Source organism: Rouxiella sp. WC2420, assembly GCF_041200025.1.
Taxonomy (GTDB): domain Bacteria; phylum Pseudomonadota; class Gammaproteobacteria; order Enterobacterales; family Enterobacteriaceae; genus Rouxiella.
On sequence record NZ_CP165628.1, the window covers coordinates 3,532,086 to 3,546,061 of the forward strand.

Below are 13,976 nucleotides of genomic sequence, written 5' to 3' on the forward strand. Positions count from 1 at the left end.
GCCTGTAGTATTTACCTAATCAATACGACGAAACAGGCTGATAGTAAAATCTGTTTCGCAGCTAAAGTGCTCACGCTGCGACAAACTCAGCATCACTGCTTCAGTGGCGCGCCAGGCGAAAGGCGTCATCTGTAAAAGATCCGAGGCCTGCTTGCCGTTTAAGGTCATTTTATAGCTCAACGACTCAGTGCTCACCCGTTGAAATCCCGCAAGGCTTTCTTCCACATCACTGTGCAGCTGTACCTCATTATAAATCAGCCCTTTAAGCTGATAGAGATGCCTTGGGCCGGGAGCCACCGTCAACACCCATCCTGAAGATTTCAACACCCGATGTAACTCAGGGGCTTTACACGGCGCGTAGATGCGCACAATGGCATCCAGTGAGTTATCGGCAAACGGCAGGCGATGACTTGAGGCCACACAAAATTCAACCTTGCCATAACGCTTTGCTGCATAACGGATTGCCACCTTGGCGACGTCAAGCCCGTAAATCTGCATTTCACGGCGGGTATTTAGCCCCTGCTCCATCGCAGAAGTGTAATAGCCTTCGCCGCAGCCGATATCCAGCAGTGATTCAGCTCCTGCCGGTAAATGCTGGTCCAAAAGAGTGACCAAACGGTCGCGCAGCGGCTGATAGTGCCCGCCCTCAAGGAAAGTGCACCGCGAAATCATCATCTCAGCGCTGTCGCCCGGCTCTTTGGAGCGTTTGTGTTGCACCGGCAGCAGGTTTACGTATCCCTCTTTGGCATTATCAAACTGATGATTGTTTTCACAGCGCCACAGTTTATCGAGGCGTTGCAGGGGTTGATGGCAAAGAGGACATTGATAGGTCATGCATGTTTCCAGAAAGGTGATGCTGCCGATTTTATTCGGGCGTCTTGCGGATGGCTGCGCTAAGTCTAAAGAAGCCGATTGCAGGTTGCAACTTTTGCCCTGATTGTTCCGAGACAGGCTGGAGAACAAGACAAATAGCATGGTCGGCGAGCTAAAAAACAGGCTACACTGGATTTGACTCGTGCGACTAAATCTATTCTATTAATTTCTTATCATTAACCTGCGCTGATTAACCATAAGTGATGCCATGAGTGATATTTCTGTCCTGCTCAGCCAAATCCCGTCTATCAGGCACGGATTTGGCTGTAAACAAGCGCTGTTGCCCGAATCGCTGCAGCCCTTTAGTGCCAGTTTGCCGGAAAAGAAACAGGTTCACGGAGTCAGGATTGTTGATGTCTTATTCCCTCAACAGGCCTGCGGCGAGGCCGACGGTTTTTATACTGAACAACCGGGAATTTTGCTGAGCGTGTTTACCGCCGACTGCCTGCCGGTGATATTTAGCCACAAGCAGGGGCACGGGGTAGCATTAGTACACGCCGGGTGGCGCGGCTTGCGCAACGGTATTCTTGAACAAATGGCGCGGCGTATTAATCAGTCGGGTTCAACTCGGGATTGGGTAGTTTCTATTGGGCCTGCGGCAGGCGCCTGCTGCTATGAGGTCAGTCAGGAACTGGTAGATGAGTTTCGGCACGGCCTGAATTTGCCACCGGCACTGATTTCCCCCTCTTATCGGCATCTCGACCTGCCAGCGATTGCCTATGCCAAGTTGACTCAGGCAGGATTCGCATCCGTTGATTATGCCGGCAGCTGCACGATTTGTACCGAGGCCTCAACAGTGGCAGGAATCGACTTGGCGCAACGGGATGAAACGAGAAAGGTTTACCGCCACAAATACACCAGCTTTCGGCGCAACAGCCTCAAGCGCGCGCAGGACCCTTCCATTCCAGGTATCAGTGGCCGCAATCAGCAATCGGGGATTATCATTTTGCCGGATTAAATGTCGCGTTGCCGCCTTAAGACAAAAACAAAAAAACCCGCAACCAGGCGGGTTTTTTTTGACAGCTAACGCTGCTTAGATTGCAGTTACGTTAACTGCAGATGGGCCTTTCTGGCCATCTTGAATTTCGAACTCAACGTTCTGGCCTTCAGCCAGGGTTTTGAAGCCATTACCCTGGATTGCAGAGAAGTGTACGAACACGTCTTTGCTGCCGTCAGCTGGAGTGATGAAACCGAAACCTTTAGACTCGTTGAACCACTTAACTTGACCTTTGATCTTTGCCATTTTGAGTATTTCCTTTGGATTGTTTAAACCGCCCTTCGGCGTTACACAGACAAACTTGAGTCGTTACTGCTTGAGGCACTAAGATAAAAATCGGCAAGGAAGCGGTATTCAACGATAACGTCTTTACTCAAAACTTCTTTACTGAAAATGCCACACATATACAGAACTGTACCTCGTTTTACCCAGATGCGTTATCACATACTCTGAATTTAATGGCAAGCCATTTTTAATCAGCGATGGACTTGTCGCACATATTTGAGCCGCTTAAAGGCACTTACTGTCAAGTGAGGCCAAAATAGGTTGATAGGACTAGTACTTTCTGCTCGAAACTCAGCAGGGCCTAACAATCAAATCAATAACGACTCACATCTGATTATTGATCAATAATCAGCGGACAGTAAGAGTTAAATTCAATTTTTAATGCATTATTATCGTATTTGATATAACACAAATGAGTTTTTCGCAAGTTTTTACGCATTTTTTCCAGTCAAATTTTAAGCACCTCGCCATCCCCTGCTATCAGTCATAGCAGGCTTCTTTGAGTTTTACAGGCGGCATAATGCCACCCACAACCTTAAACCTGGGCAATGAAAAAATCTGCACAAACATTGCGCCAGAACAAAGCAGCGATTGATTGTTTATGCACTATTCAAATCAGGCATAATGGTACTAATCTGGTGCAAAACACTGTTGATTATTATTAGACTGCACCTTAAGCGTGCGCAATTATGATAACCAAAATAAAGTTTATCGCAGTTGAGATCATAGAAAATTGTCTACTTTTCGCGCCACCCATAATTAGTGAATCACAAAGCCACCGCTATAAACAAGAAAGTTTACAATGAGATGAACTTTATATTAAAAGGCCTAAGTTGATCTTAAAAAATATATACAAAAATCGACAATACATATTCAAAATTTGAATTAATAATAACTGTGATTTTATTGGAATTTTTATTAATTATTATCCCAGTTTACGCACACAGCACGACCCCATCATTTTCAGAGTGGCATCATTCCGTTAACATTTAATATACAAACCCAGTCAGGGCGCAGCTTGCAGGCAGGAGCAAAAATGCAGGCCGCTCATTAAGACCAGAAAGGCCATCTGCGGGCTAAAAATCAATTTATCTCAAGATACTAGGCTAATATTGAACCCTGACAGCTTTTTGTTCTGAATAATGGAACAAGATGACTTTGAGTTTTATAAAATTCAACGATGAGATTTTGATGAAAATGAGCCTGAGTTAAGATAATTACCCGGGTTTAAAAGCAGATTTTAAATGATAAAAGCTCTCATCTGTGAGTATTCGGGCGCTAATTATTCGTGACGAAAATAAAGCGCCCGTCAATTCATAGCGAAATATGCTCGCCTATTTTCAGCGGTGCAAAATTCTCTACGCTTAACCCATCCTCTTCAATCGCCATCACTAATTCTTTTGGTGGTTCATCTAAGGACTCATCGGCTAATTCAAACACCCCCCAGTGAATGGGAACTGCTCGTTGACACCGTGTTTCCTTAAACACCTGAACTGCCTGCTGCGGGTCCATATGATGAGAATGCATGAACCATCTTGGTGCATAGGCACCGATAGGAATCGCTGCAATATCAAATGGTCCCAGTCGCTCACCAATCTGAATAAATTGTTCGCTATAGGCGCTATCGCCCGAGAAATAAAAACTCAGATCACGATGCTTGACCACCCATCCACACCACAAAGAACGATTTCTGTCCCATGGCGTGCGCATACTCCAGTGACGGGCAGGCACGGCGTGAAAACTAACCCCCTCTAAAATCAGCGCATCCCACCAATCCATTTCTTCAATGTAATGAGCGCCCTGCCTTTCCAACCAAGGCTTCATGCCCAGCGGCACCAGGAAAATAGCCTGAGGGAAACGTTTGACGAGTTTACGAACTGTCGATTTATCTAGATGGTCATAATGGTTGTGCGAGATCATGACGTAATCGATCACCGGAAGGCTGGCCACAGTAACTGCCGCCGGCGTCCTGCGTTTAGGGCCATAAAAACTTAGCGGCGACGCACGCTCGGAAAGTGCAGGATCGGTCAAAATATAACGCCCTGCAATGCGCAGCAGCAGGCAGGCGTGTCCCAAAAACCACAGACGATCTTCAGTCCCGCCAAAATCAGGGGTCTGACACCATTGATTAATAAAATGATCGTAGCCATTGCCCGGTGGGCGAGGATGTCCCTGTGCTTTTCGCTCTTTGCGCCAGCGTTTGAGATCGCCTTCGTTGCGCGTGTCCGGTTCGGGATTAGTGAAACCTTGCGGGGTATGATGCGGTTTCGCAGGATCATAGTAGGGATTTTTTTCAGCCATAGTTTCCCTTATCGATAAATTTTTTGGCAGGCAGTGTGGATACAAAACCAACCTCTATCTCTTTAGTATCATAAAGGTTTGATGCTTTTCACTACAAAAAGTGCAAAGGGGTATTTGCAAAGAGATGTCAATCACGGTCAGGTGTGTTTAAGCACGGCCCCTGGCAGGAAAAATAAAAAGCCCCGCCGGATGATTAAAGCACCGGCAGGGCTTTTTGTTTTTACAGCTTTAAACTCTTTACACTAAGACGACTGTTACAAATCAGGTCGGTTAACTGTTTTCACTGTCAGCCCAAGGCTCAGGCTGCCATCCCACAAAGCTTGGTCAGGTTTCGGGCTCCAATCATTAAAGTCGCAACATAAGACTGCCTGCGCGTGACAACTTCCACGGCAACGCGTTTGTCTTTGTATTTGATCATGTACGTAGAAGGCCAGCCCTGGCGTCTTTTGCCATAGGCTTTTTCGTGGCTGTCGATGGCTGCATGAGCCACGACCAGATGAGAGAGAGTTTTATCACCTTTAATGATGCGCTTCATAATGGACTCCGTCTTAGACAATACTGTCAAACTGAGGAAACATTACTCACTTGATACTCATCGCTTTACGCGACGCTTATTCGAATCACTGCTTTGCTTGGATCTTGTAACAGAATGAGTATCTGTCTGCTTTTCGCTATGCGCAAGTTTTACTTAATAAAAAACAAATCATAGCCGCACGCAATGGCTTGGCGCTGCTTGCCTGCCACTTGCCTTCTTCACTGGAAATGTGCGCGCACCAAGATTTGCTGTCTGGTAATTCATTGAAATTGAGATTTATTTTGTTGGCGCAAATGATTGGCCAGGCATCGGAAGGATTGTTGCAGTAGTCTTTCCCCTTCATTCCACCGTAGGGATACCACTTGTCGGGATCTTCCCCGGTGAGTAAAGCGATGTTGTGATTCAATTCGTTGTCGTGTTCTTCAGACCATTTAATCATCTGGAAATTATCCTGCTGAGTTGTTATGCAACACGCTACAGCAGAATTAATACATTTTTATGAATGGAAAAATAAACGAGGAACTATCAGCGCAGCAGTGGCTTAAGAGACGTGTCACTATCTTTTAGGAATGAAACCGCGCAGGCCAGAAACAGAATCATCATCGTATTCATCGACTACGCCCTTTCCCTGCGCTTTGGCCAAAACTTCCAGCAGTTCGGTTTGACGGCGTTGCTGCTCGGCGATTTCAGTCAGCAGTTGAACTTGGCGATTAGCTTTGACACTGGCCCGGTTAACGACAAACCACACCAGCAAAAATATCAAGGCTGACAGTAATCCCAGCACTATCGTGGCCAGACTAGTTTGGCCCAAAAATTGATCGAACATTGACGATCCCACAATGTAGTTAACCAGATAACTATCTTATCATCGTCAGAGATACAGGGAAGGTATTAGCAAAAATACAGAAGCTTCCGACAGGCGGCAGATGTTACCAGGGAATAAATGAGGTGACCGAGCAAATTCCGAGGTCGAAATTCCCCCCCTGATCGCAATAGCTGTTAAGGGCCAGCAAATAAAGCCCGACACAAAGTAGCCCAAAAATGATAAAGGCAATAATTTTCCTGATAGAAAATAGCGGTTTCTTCAGTTTGATAGCAGTTCTCTTAGGATTTATCACACGTTTGTAGATGCCCAAAACACTGCGTCCGACACGAATAAAACATCAGCCTATCCTACTCTGCCTAAGTTAAACAAACTTCAAACAGAGTAAGCCCAATAGGTGGTTGGCCGCGCACAAATCATTCAAACGCTTAAGTCTTTTCATGATTTTTTTCAGAGAATTAGAGAAGCAGATCTCACCACACTAAGGTTATACTGCTTCGCGGCTTAAGCCATAAAGGGAGTGTATAAAATGGGTTTGATTAAAACAATTGTTGTACTGGCGGTCATTTATGCTGTTTTTCTGTTTTCAGGCTACGGCGTTACGGTCGGTAGCAGTGAAAATGCAGCTGGCCTTGGCCTCAAGTGCCAATACCTGACGGCTCGCGGTATCGTTGACTCACAGTATCTGCACACGGACAGTGGCGTAATCGGTGTTGCCAAATGCCCGATACTCAAACAGGTTGATAAGGTTGTCGATAAATCCTAATCAGCAACGCTGTTTGAATAAAGGATTAACCCGCAGCATAGGCTTGCGGGTTAATCCGACATCAATAATTAGCTGTCGTGTTTGGTAAACTTCAGTTCGATCAGCGAAATTGCTTTCTCGATTGCCCGACGGGTAACGGGATCCGCACCCGCAGGATGCGTGCTGAAATCAATACTTTTAAGCTGATGAGACATTTTATCGCGCACTTCGGTCGGCGCAATAATGTCGATGACATCCAGAATCTGTTTGATAACCAGTTGGCACGCGACCAAGTCTGACTCAAGTTCCTGATCTTTGGATAAGCTCTCTGACATCCCGGTGACTCCTCGGTACTAAAAATAGGCATAAAAAATTCGGCGCAAAGGATAACACGTCATCGCTGAATTTCATCAAAGCTTCTGGGCTGAATCGAGTAAAAAGCTTAGAAGGCGAGTTCTTCATCATCGATTTTCAAATTTAAAACTCTGAAACCACTAATAATAAACCATTCATTAATTGTTGCTTAATCTTACGGTTAGCGTTATCAATTACCTGTTATTCATTGATATTTTGACTATTAATTGAATGGGAAAATACTGATGCAAAGAAGCAACATCGTCCTTAAATTACTTCCTCTTGCCGCACTGGTTTCAGGTCTTGGATTATCCCCTCTCGCCGCTCAGGCCGCCGTCGTACCACAGGGCGTCGTGCTGGCCCAAAAACAGGAAGTGGTGCGTAACAATGCCTCAGAGCCTGCAACTCTTGATGTACAAAAGGCCGAAAGCGACGTCGAAAGTAATATTCTCAGCGATTTGTTTGTCGGACTGGTCAGCATCGATGATAACGGTAATGCCCATCCCGAGCTCGCAACCAGCTGGGAGACTAAAGATAATAAAACCTGGACCTTTCATTTGCGCCCCGGCATCCGCTGGTCTGATGGCACCCCCATTACCGCGCAGGATGTGGTTTTCACCTGGCGTCGCCTGATCGACCCGAAAACCGCCTCGCCCTATGAGAGCTATCTCGGCACGGTTAACGTCGTTAACGCCGACAAAATTATTGCCGGTAAATTGCCTCCTGACCAGCTAGGTATAAAGGCATTAGATCCACAAACAGTACAGATTGAATTAACCCGTCCGATGTCTTATTTCCTGCAAATGGTTGCCCACTATTCTCTGTTTCCGGTAAGTCAGGCTAATGTTGAAAAGTATGGAGAAAAATGGACCCAACCTGGCAATATGGTTAGCAGCGGGCCTTTTAAACTAAAAACCTGGACAGTGAACGAGCGTGTCGTTGCTGTGCGCAATACCCAATACTGGGACAACGACCACACTGTACTGTCGCAAATGACCTACTTGCCGGTGGGCTCGGGCGCAGCCGATATTAACCGCTATAAGGCCGGTGAGATTGATATCACCGGAAGTGTTCCGGAAATCCAGTTTGCCTCGTTGAAGAAGGAGTTGGGTTCTCAAGTCCACGCCAATCCTTATCTCGGTGTCTACTATTATGCGTTCAACAATCAGAAGCCGCCGTTTAACGACGTCAGAGTTCGAGAAGCCTTGGCATTGGGGTTGGATCGCGACATTATTGCCAATAAAGTGTTGGGACAGGGGCAAACTCCTGCTTATACCATCACGCCGCAAAATACCGGCGGATACACCTTCAAACCTGCGGCCTACGCCAGCTGGACGCAGGAGCAGCGCAATGTCGAAGCGCGAAAACTGCTGACCGAAGCGGGTTTTGGCCCCGATCATCCTTTGAAATTCAATCTGCTTTATAACACCAATGAATCTCACCAGCGCATTGCTATAGCGGCCTCGTCGATGTGGAAGAAAAATCTGGGCGTGACCGCCGTGTTGCAGAATCAGGAATGGAAAACCATGCTGGACACCATGCATCAAGGTAACTATGAGGTGGTGCGCTATGCCTGGATTGCAGACTACAACGAGCCATCAACGTTTCTGAATACCTTCCGCAGTGGCAACAGTGAAAATACTCCGCACTTCAAAAATGCCGAGTATGACAAAGTGATGGATGATGCACTGGCAGCTACCAGCAAAGATCAGGTGCAAAAAGACTATCAGGAAGCTGAAGATATTCTGAGTAAGCAGGCTCCGGTGGTGCCACTTTATCACTACGTCAGCGCCCGACTAGTGAAGCCTTTTATCGGCGGTTTTGATGAGCATGACCCACAAGGCCGAGTTTTTGCTAAAGATCTTTATGTGATTAAACACTGATTTCAGAATTTACTCAGGCCAGAATCACCCCGCCAAGTACTTGAAAGGCGGGGTTGATTACTCAAATATCCCCTTTCTACTCCCCCACGTAGGCAGAATTGTTAGGTTAATGCCCTTGCCTCAGGTTTCTCAGATGATAAATTGAACATCAATCGTACAGATGGGAGGCCCTATGCAATTCTCGGAAAGCGAGATCCAACCCCTTTGGGACGAAGTTGCTCGTATTATTGGTGAAGCTGTGATTCAGCTGCGGCATCGCGGAGAACCCCTTACGGCAGATTCGTTGATTCATTATTTGGAAGACGAGCTAAACACGGCTGGCGTGCAGCAGCGCATTTTGATTGGCGCGGCCATCAACCTGCTCAAAGCTGACAGGCGTTCCTGATAATTATCGTTAAGCCATTATCTGGACTGAGATGCGCGCCCCTGAGCAAACAGAAAAATGCGCTGGGTAATGTCATCAGCTCCCAAAATATTGCTTTTCTGCTCCACGTTGGCTCTGGCATAGGCAATATCGTGAGCCTGATCAACCATCGTGATCACTTTATCGCGAGTCGTTTTATCGAGATTGCCCAACAGGGTTGTTAATATTGCCTGATAGGCATTAGAGGCATAGGTGAGTTGCTTTTCGCGTTGTTCCAGCGCATCGATACGTGCTATCAGCGCCTGTAACTGCTCTTGGTTGGACATAGCGGCATCCTCATTTGTGTTGCAGAAAAAACTGACAACTAAAAACACTGATTGAGCATATTTCATACAGACATTTCACTTTAAAGCAAAATCCGCGATTAACCAATCTTAAACCTTCATAAATCATTGCACGACAGCGCTGTGATTTGTAAATACCTCTTGCAGCACTGCTGAGAGCTACCACCCCCTTTTTACTCATCTGTAAAATTAGCAGCAAAATAGCATTAATTGCTTACAGAAGCCTCCATGACGACAACGGCAAGTTGTGAGATCTTCATCATGAGTCTTTTTTTCTTTGGAAATTATTTTATGAACAAGTTTTCTTGCTATGCCGCTGCTTTCGCCGTGCTGATGTCAGCAACTTCAATGGCCCATGCGGAAGGATGTATTAAAGGAGCAGCTGTAGGCGCTGTTGCAGGCCACGTAGCCCATCATCACGCTGTGTTGGGTGCCGTGGGGGGTTGCGTAGTGGGTCACCATATGGCGACTAAAGCCAGAGAGCAGAAAGAAGCAGAAGCGAAAAAACAGCAACTGCAACAACCACAGCACTAACTCCTGCCATTACGGGAGTTTCACTGGATAAATTGCAGGAAACCCGTTTTTTTTGATATATAAAACCAGCCATTAATGGCTGGTTTTTTTGTTAAATTTCTGTGGGTAATTTTCGGTTGGCAGACCAGAGTTAATCTGTAAAATCAGGTTTTTATCATGATTTTAAGGACACAACATGAAGCTCAGGGACGCTGTTTCACATGATGCTCCTCTTATTGCACGGCTACATACCACCAGCTGGCGTAGCGCCTATCAGGGGATTTTTTCTGCCGAGTATTTGGCCGGAGCCATTGAGCAGGAACGGTTAAATTATTGGCTGGAAAAGTTTGACACTCAGCAAGCCGACCACACGGTGATCGTGGCTGAAGATGATTCACTTCCGGTTGGCTTTGTAAGCGTTTTTGGCGCGAAAGATCCCCACTGGGGATCATTAGTTGACAACCTGCACGTGCTCCCTGCGACCAAAGGTAAAGGATTTGGTATTGCCCTGCTAAAAGCGGCGGCGCGCTGGGTGTTTAACAACCATCCAGGCGATGGCCTCTATCTTTGGTGCTACGAACAAAACCTTCCATCACGCCAGTTTTATGAACGCTGCGGCGGCAAGATTGTTGAAATCAAAAGTGAGACAGTCCCCGGCGGAACGACTCTCAACGCGTTAAGATATTATTGGGAAAAACCAGAAAATTTAGCAGGTTAACGAATTTTTTGTTTTTGAATAATGGGTTTCGAGCTGGGTGTGGAAGCATTGCATCTTCAGTCATATCATCTCCTCTTAAGAAATTTGCAATGGTAAACGGATGTACGATATTCATGTGATTTTAAAAAATGAACCCGGAGAGCTGGCGTGGCTCGGCAAGATCCTAGGTCTCTATGGGATCAGTCAGGAAGGTGGCGGTGTGTTTACTGTCAATGGGCAATGCCATGCACATTTTCTGGTGAAGGATGGCGAAAAGGCCAAGTCTGCGCTTGAGACCGAAGGCTTTGCAGTGCAGGGCATTCACAAACCTCTAATCAGAAAGCTGGATCAGCAACAGCCTGATGAGCTGGGAAATATTGCTGCCAGATTGTCCGAGTTTGGGATTAATATAATTACTCAATACAGCGATCACGCCAATCGGCTGATTCTAGTTACCGACAATAACCTTGTTGCCGAGGAAGTTACTGCACCTTGGATAGCAACGGCGTACTGATAGTGGATCCCACAAAGGCTCGCCGTAATAAAAAACGGGACCCTCTCGGCTCCCGTCGTTTGCAACCTCGTTTTCCGAGATTACATATTCGCGATCATCGCATCGCCAAACTCTGAGCATTTCAGCAGCTTGGCGCCGTCCATCAGACGTTCGAAATCGTAAGTCACGGTTTTCTTGGCGATTGCCGCTTCCATACCTTTAACGATCAGGTCTGCCGCTTCGAACCACTCCAAATGACGCAGCAACAGAGCGAAGTAAATAATTTAATACATTGATTAGAAAAGAAAATACTTCCCTTACGACATGTCTTTATCTGCAAAAAACGGTGTTTGTAACTACATGAATTTACGAAGAATAAATTTAGTTTTGCAGAAGGAATTTTACAGGTTTTACCATTTCTTGCATCGCGGGGTTGGCACCAGCGTCGGGGGTTCAAATCCCCCCAGCTCCACCAAATTAGATAGGACAGTGACCGGACAAACTCATACAAACCAGTAAGTTATGAGAATGGCAAGGACGAAGCACTGACACCATCGATACTAAAAAGGATACGTAAAAGATACGCGGATCCTTGGAAGAAAGAGAACCTCTGTTAACCCAGAGGTTTTTTTTCGTCTACATCACCGGGCAGTCATCAAACTCCCCAGTGCGCACATCATTGATGATGTCCGCCCCCCCCCCACGCCAATCAATTCCTTTTCTTAACTGCATTCACCATCAAACCCAAAAGATTTAGTTAGATTTAGGCTTATCATTCTTATTTTTTATTATCAAACTCAATAAGCTCATCCTTAGCATTTTTTATTTTACTTTCTAAACCTATTGCCCCTAGCCTAATTAGCTCACTTTCTTTTTGTAAAACTTGCATTTGCGAACTATACAAAGCTAACTCTAGTTCAATCTCTTTTCTTGTTTTCATAATATCCTCTCGTTAAGATTTAACAGCGTTATTTAAAGCATCTTGCGCTTCAGTTGTAGCAGCTAAAATTGCAGAGTTTTCATCAGGGTGATCTGCTAATTTTACCTGTGCTGGAAAACTGACACCTTTGTCATTTTGAACTATGACTAAAACAATTCCAGTAACATCGTCGATGATTATATTTTTCATATTAGTAAGGTCCGAAAAGTTGATAGTATGTGCCATCAAACTGTATGTCTACGGTTTGATAAATTTTAGTTGTTGTAAATTCGAAAGTAGAATAACCATTGATTTGCGATTCATTATTATATGTTAAAAAACTATAACTCCCTATTTCAAACAATCTAAACGTATATTTATACCCTGCTTGCGGAAGGTCTGCAATAGCAGGTAAAGTTATTGTAATACCAGGCACATTAATATAACCCAATGGGTAGTTAGTTGGCATTTTAATTGATGAACCGATCTGAAGTATTAACTCGGGTTTTTTAACATCACAGCCATTTGGGTCTATTATTCTAGTTAATTTTGACGGAGAGACCTCAGTTTCATTTTCAGTTTTTGCCCAAACTTCTGTAGCGAAAGCGTTAAGATTAGAAAATCGGAATCCAACCGTCGCATTAGATCTTTCCACAAAACCATTGTATGGCTGAGTTACTCCGCTTTGCGAAACGAAGTTATTACTATTGCCAGCAGAAAGGAACCCATAAGCCCAAGAGTGTAGTGTAGCTCCGTGTGCATAAAACCCAGCAGTAGCACCGTATTCTCCATCAAGGACTACCATGTCAATGCCATTTAATGAGTTCGGATTTTGTATCCCTTTATTAAGGATCCCTATTTCTAACCCTGTTGCCGTAATATAATCCGTGTCTTCAGGTATTATTATATTAAGATTACCTGCCCAGCCCTTGTTAAATGGGTTAATAACCAGGCCAACATTATCACTTGGCGTAGTTGTTGTACTGTTGCTGTTCGCCCACATATCTACAGTAACGGTTTTTCCTGAAATTGATTTTACAATCCCTTTGCAAGGTATAGCATGCTTCGTCACTAATACTGAGTTAACTTTAATTAAACTAGCAGCAATAGTATCAGCGCTGGAAAAAGTTGCCGTATTTGAAGAATAAGTACAAGAAGAAACATTCTTCCACGCTTCTCTTGGTGTCAATGTGCAATCAGAATAAAGCGCCACCACATCAAGTGTGCCTAAATCGTAAAGCTCCATTGCAGATTTAACACCGGTCACCTGAGGAACCAACCCACCATGATTTCCTGCATTAGTGCTGGGTTGCCCGCTTCTTATAGAAAGCCCAGTAGCGCCTCGGGTTAAACCTGTAGGTGTGTGCGAAATAGATAAAGAACCTGTGTGTAATAAATTAGTATCACCCAAGGCCTCTTGTATCTTCATAAGTACAAGATCATTAATCTCGTCATATCCTAAAAAAGGAGGTGCAACACCAATATCCTCAAGTCGCATAATTTGAGATAGAGCATTACTAACATTTGATTCTCTAAACCCTATTAAACTAGCTCCATCTGATCCAGCAAGATTTTGCCTAAGCGTGTCGCCATCCATTAAAACCAGATGCGTTACATCATTAATAAACGATGCACCATTAATTCCAGTGGTTGTAAATCCAACATCAGTTGTCGCATTTATTCGATAATATTGATTATCAAACCGTATAAATTGATTCCTGGCTGTAAAGGTTAACGGTCCATTTTCATACTGCCCGAGAAACTCATACCCAGAATCCAATAAAAAATCCTGAAATCTGTTTTCCTGACTGATCAACTGCCGAGCATGATCTTGCTCCATGCCGAACCAT

Annotated in this window: 20 protein-coding genes and 1 pseudogene; 7 read left to right on the forward strand and 14 right to left on the reverse strand. The window is 45.0% G+C overall.

Annotation, left to right across the window (positions count from 1 at the left end; translation table 11 throughout):
• Nucleotides 1–15 precede the first annotated feature (15 nt).
• Complete coding sequence (gene rlmA / locus AB3G37_RS16325; protein WP_369788487.1) at nt 16–834, reverse strand: 23S rRNA (guanine(745)-N(1))-methyltransferase; 819 nt, start codon at nt 832–834, stop codon at nt 16–18.
• A gap of 247 nt (nt 835–1,081) precedes the next feature.
• Between rlmA and AB3G37_RS16330 the strand changes: the two genes are divergently transcribed.
• Nucleotides 1,082–1,831: a polyphenol oxidase family protein gene (locus AB3G37_RS16330; protein WP_369788488.1), complete on the forward strand. Its 750-nt coding sequence runs from the start codon at nt 1,082–1,084 to the stop codon at nt 1,829–1,831.
• A gap of 75 nt (nt 1,832–1,906) precedes the next feature.
• Here AB3G37_RS16330 and cspE read toward each other — a convergent pair whose 3' ends face one another.
• The 7 genes from cspE to AB3G37_RS16365 all read right to left on the reverse strand — a co-directional run bounded on the left by cspE (nt 1,907) and on the right by AB3G37_RS16365 (nt 6,058).
• A complete protein-coding gene (gene cspE / locus AB3G37_RS16335; protein ID WP_002221949.1) occupies nt 1,907–2,116 on the reverse strand; it encodes a transcription antiterminator/RNA stability regulator CspE in 210 nt (69 codons plus the stop codon).
• A gap of 41 nt (nt 2,117–2,157) precedes the next feature.
• Complete coding sequence (locus AB3G37_RS16340; protein ID WP_071988409.1) at nt 2,158–2,274, reverse strand: DUF2627 domain-containing protein; 117 nt, start codon at nt 2,272–2,274, stop codon at nt 2,158–2,160.
• Nucleotides 2,275–3,469: 1,195 nt separating this feature from the next.
• On the reverse strand, nt 3,470–4,456 hold the full coding sequence (locus AB3G37_RS16345; RefSeq protein ID WP_009635811.1) for an MBL fold metallo-hydrolase: 987 nt from the start codon (nt 4,454–4,456) through the stop codon (nt 3,470–3,472).
• A 298-nt stretch (nt 4,457–4,754) separates the two neighbouring features.
• Nucleotides 4,755–4,991 carry a DUF4060 family protein gene (locus AB3G37_RS16350; protein ID WP_009635810.1) on the reverse strand — a complete coding sequence of 79 codons (237 nt, stop codon included), beginning with the start codon at nt 4,989–4,991 and terminating at the stop codon, nt 4,755–4,757.
• A gap of 136 nt (nt 4,992–5,127) precedes the next feature.
• Nucleotides 5,128–5,430, reverse strand: a complete 303-nt coding sequence (locus tag AB3G37_RS16355; RefSeq protein WP_009635809.1) for a phage protein NinX family protein — start codon at nt 5,428–5,430, stop codon at nt 5,128–5,130.
• 117 nt (nt 5,431–5,547) lie between these two features.
• Nucleotides 5,548–5,817 carry a YebO family protein gene (locus AB3G37_RS16360; protein ID WP_369788489.1) on the reverse strand — a complete coding sequence of 90 codons (270 nt, stop codon included), beginning with the start codon at nt 5,815–5,817 and terminating at the stop codon, nt 5,548–5,550.
• 103 nt (nt 5,818–5,920) lie between these two features.
• Nucleotides 5,921–6,058 carry a PhoP/PhoQ regulator MgrB gene (locus AB3G37_RS16365; protein ID WP_369699983.1) on the reverse strand — a complete coding sequence of 46 codons (138 nt, stop codon included), beginning with the start codon at nt 6,056–6,058 and terminating at the stop codon, nt 5,921–5,923.
• Between the two features lie 285 nt (nt 6,059–6,343).
• On the opposite strand from AB3G37_RS16365, the gene AB3G37_RS16370 reads away from it, so the two are divergent.
• The gene (locus AB3G37_RS16370; RefSeq protein WP_009635806.1) at nt 6,344–6,580 is read left to right on the forward strand and encodes a YobH family protein; all 237 of its coding nucleotides are present in this window, start codon (nt 6,344–6,346) and stop codon (nt 6,578–6,580) included.
• A gap of 68 nt (nt 6,581–6,648) precedes the next feature.
• Here AB3G37_RS16370 and AB3G37_RS16375 read toward each other — a convergent pair whose 3' ends face one another.
• Nucleotides 6,649–6,894, reverse strand: coding sequence for a DUF2766 family protein (locus AB3G37_RS16375; protein ID WP_009635805.1), 246 nt, complete (start codon nt 6,892–6,894; stop codon nt 6,649–6,651).
• Between the two features lie 264 nt (nt 6,895–7,158).
• Between AB3G37_RS16375 and AB3G37_RS16380 the strand changes: the two genes are divergently transcribed.
• Complete coding sequence (locus AB3G37_RS16380) at nt 7,159–8,796, forward strand: ABC transporter substrate-binding protein (protein WP_369788490.1); 1,638 nt, start codon at nt 7,159–7,161, stop codon at nt 8,794–8,796.
• A 172-nt stretch (nt 8,797–8,968) separates the two neighbouring features.
• Complete coding sequence (locus tag AB3G37_RS16385) at nt 8,969–9,181, forward strand: hypothetical protein (protein WP_009635803.1); 213 nt, start codon at nt 8,969–8,971, stop codon at nt 9,179–9,181.
• A gap of 17 nt (nt 9,182–9,198) precedes the next feature.
• Here the strand turns inward: AB3G37_RS16385 and AB3G37_RS16390 are convergent, their stop codons facing one another.
• Nucleotides 9,199–9,486 (reverse strand): hypothetical protein, encoded by a 288-nt coding sequence (locus AB3G37_RS16390; RefSeq protein ID WP_009635802.1) that lies wholly within the window; start codon nt 9,484–9,486, stop codon nt 9,199–9,201.
• Between the two features lie 309 nt (nt 9,487–9,795).
• On the opposite strand from AB3G37_RS16390, the gene AB3G37_RS16395 reads away from it, so the two are divergent.
• The 3 genes from AB3G37_RS16395 to AB3G37_RS16405 all read left to right on the forward strand — a co-directional run bounded on the left by AB3G37_RS16395 (nt 9,796) and on the right by AB3G37_RS16405 (nt 11,228).
• Nucleotides 9,796–10,038: a hypothetical protein gene (locus AB3G37_RS16395; protein ID WP_037377788.1), complete on the forward strand. Its 243-nt coding sequence runs from the start codon at nt 9,796–9,798 to the stop codon at nt 10,036–10,038.
• Nucleotides 10,039–10,213: 175 nt separating this feature from the next.
• Nucleotides 10,214–10,735, forward strand: a complete 522-nt coding sequence (locus AB3G37_RS16400; RefSeq protein ID WP_369788491.1) for an N-acetyltransferase family protein — start codon at nt 10,214–10,216, stop codon at nt 10,733–10,735.
• Between the two features lie 100 nt (nt 10,736–10,835).
• Nucleotides 10,836–11,228, forward strand: coding sequence for an amino acid-binding protein (locus tag AB3G37_RS16405; RefSeq protein WP_369788492.1), 393 nt, complete (start codon nt 10,836–10,838; stop codon nt 11,226–11,228).
• Between the two features lie 80 nt (nt 11,229–11,308).
• Here the strand turns inward: AB3G37_RS16405 and AB3G37_RS16410 are convergent.
• The 4 genes and pseudogenes from AB3G37_RS16410 to AB3G37_RS16425 form a co-directional block, all read right to left on the reverse strand.
• Nucleotides 11,309–11,473 (reverse strand): annotated as a pseudogene (locus AB3G37_RS16410) (NADP-dependent isocitrate dehydrogenase); the annotation flags it as partial.
• A 512-nt stretch (nt 11,474–11,985) separates the two neighbouring features.
• Entirely contained in the window at nt 11,986–12,147 is a 162-nt protein-coding gene (locus AB3G37_RS16415; RefSeq protein WP_369788493.1) for a hypothetical protein, read from the reverse strand.
• Nucleotides 12,148–12,159: 12 nt separating this feature from the next.
• Entirely contained in the window at nt 12,160–12,336 is a 177-nt protein-coding gene (locus AB3G37_RS16420) for a hypothetical protein (protein ID WP_369788494.1), read from the reverse strand.
• Nucleotide 12,337: 1 nt separating this feature from the next.
• On the reverse strand, nt 12,338–13,966 hold the full coding sequence (locus tag AB3G37_RS16425) for a hypothetical protein (RefSeq protein WP_369788495.1): 1,629 nt from the start codon (nt 13,964–13,966) through the stop codon (nt 12,338–12,340).
• Nucleotides 13,967–13,976 lie beyond the last annotated feature (10 nt).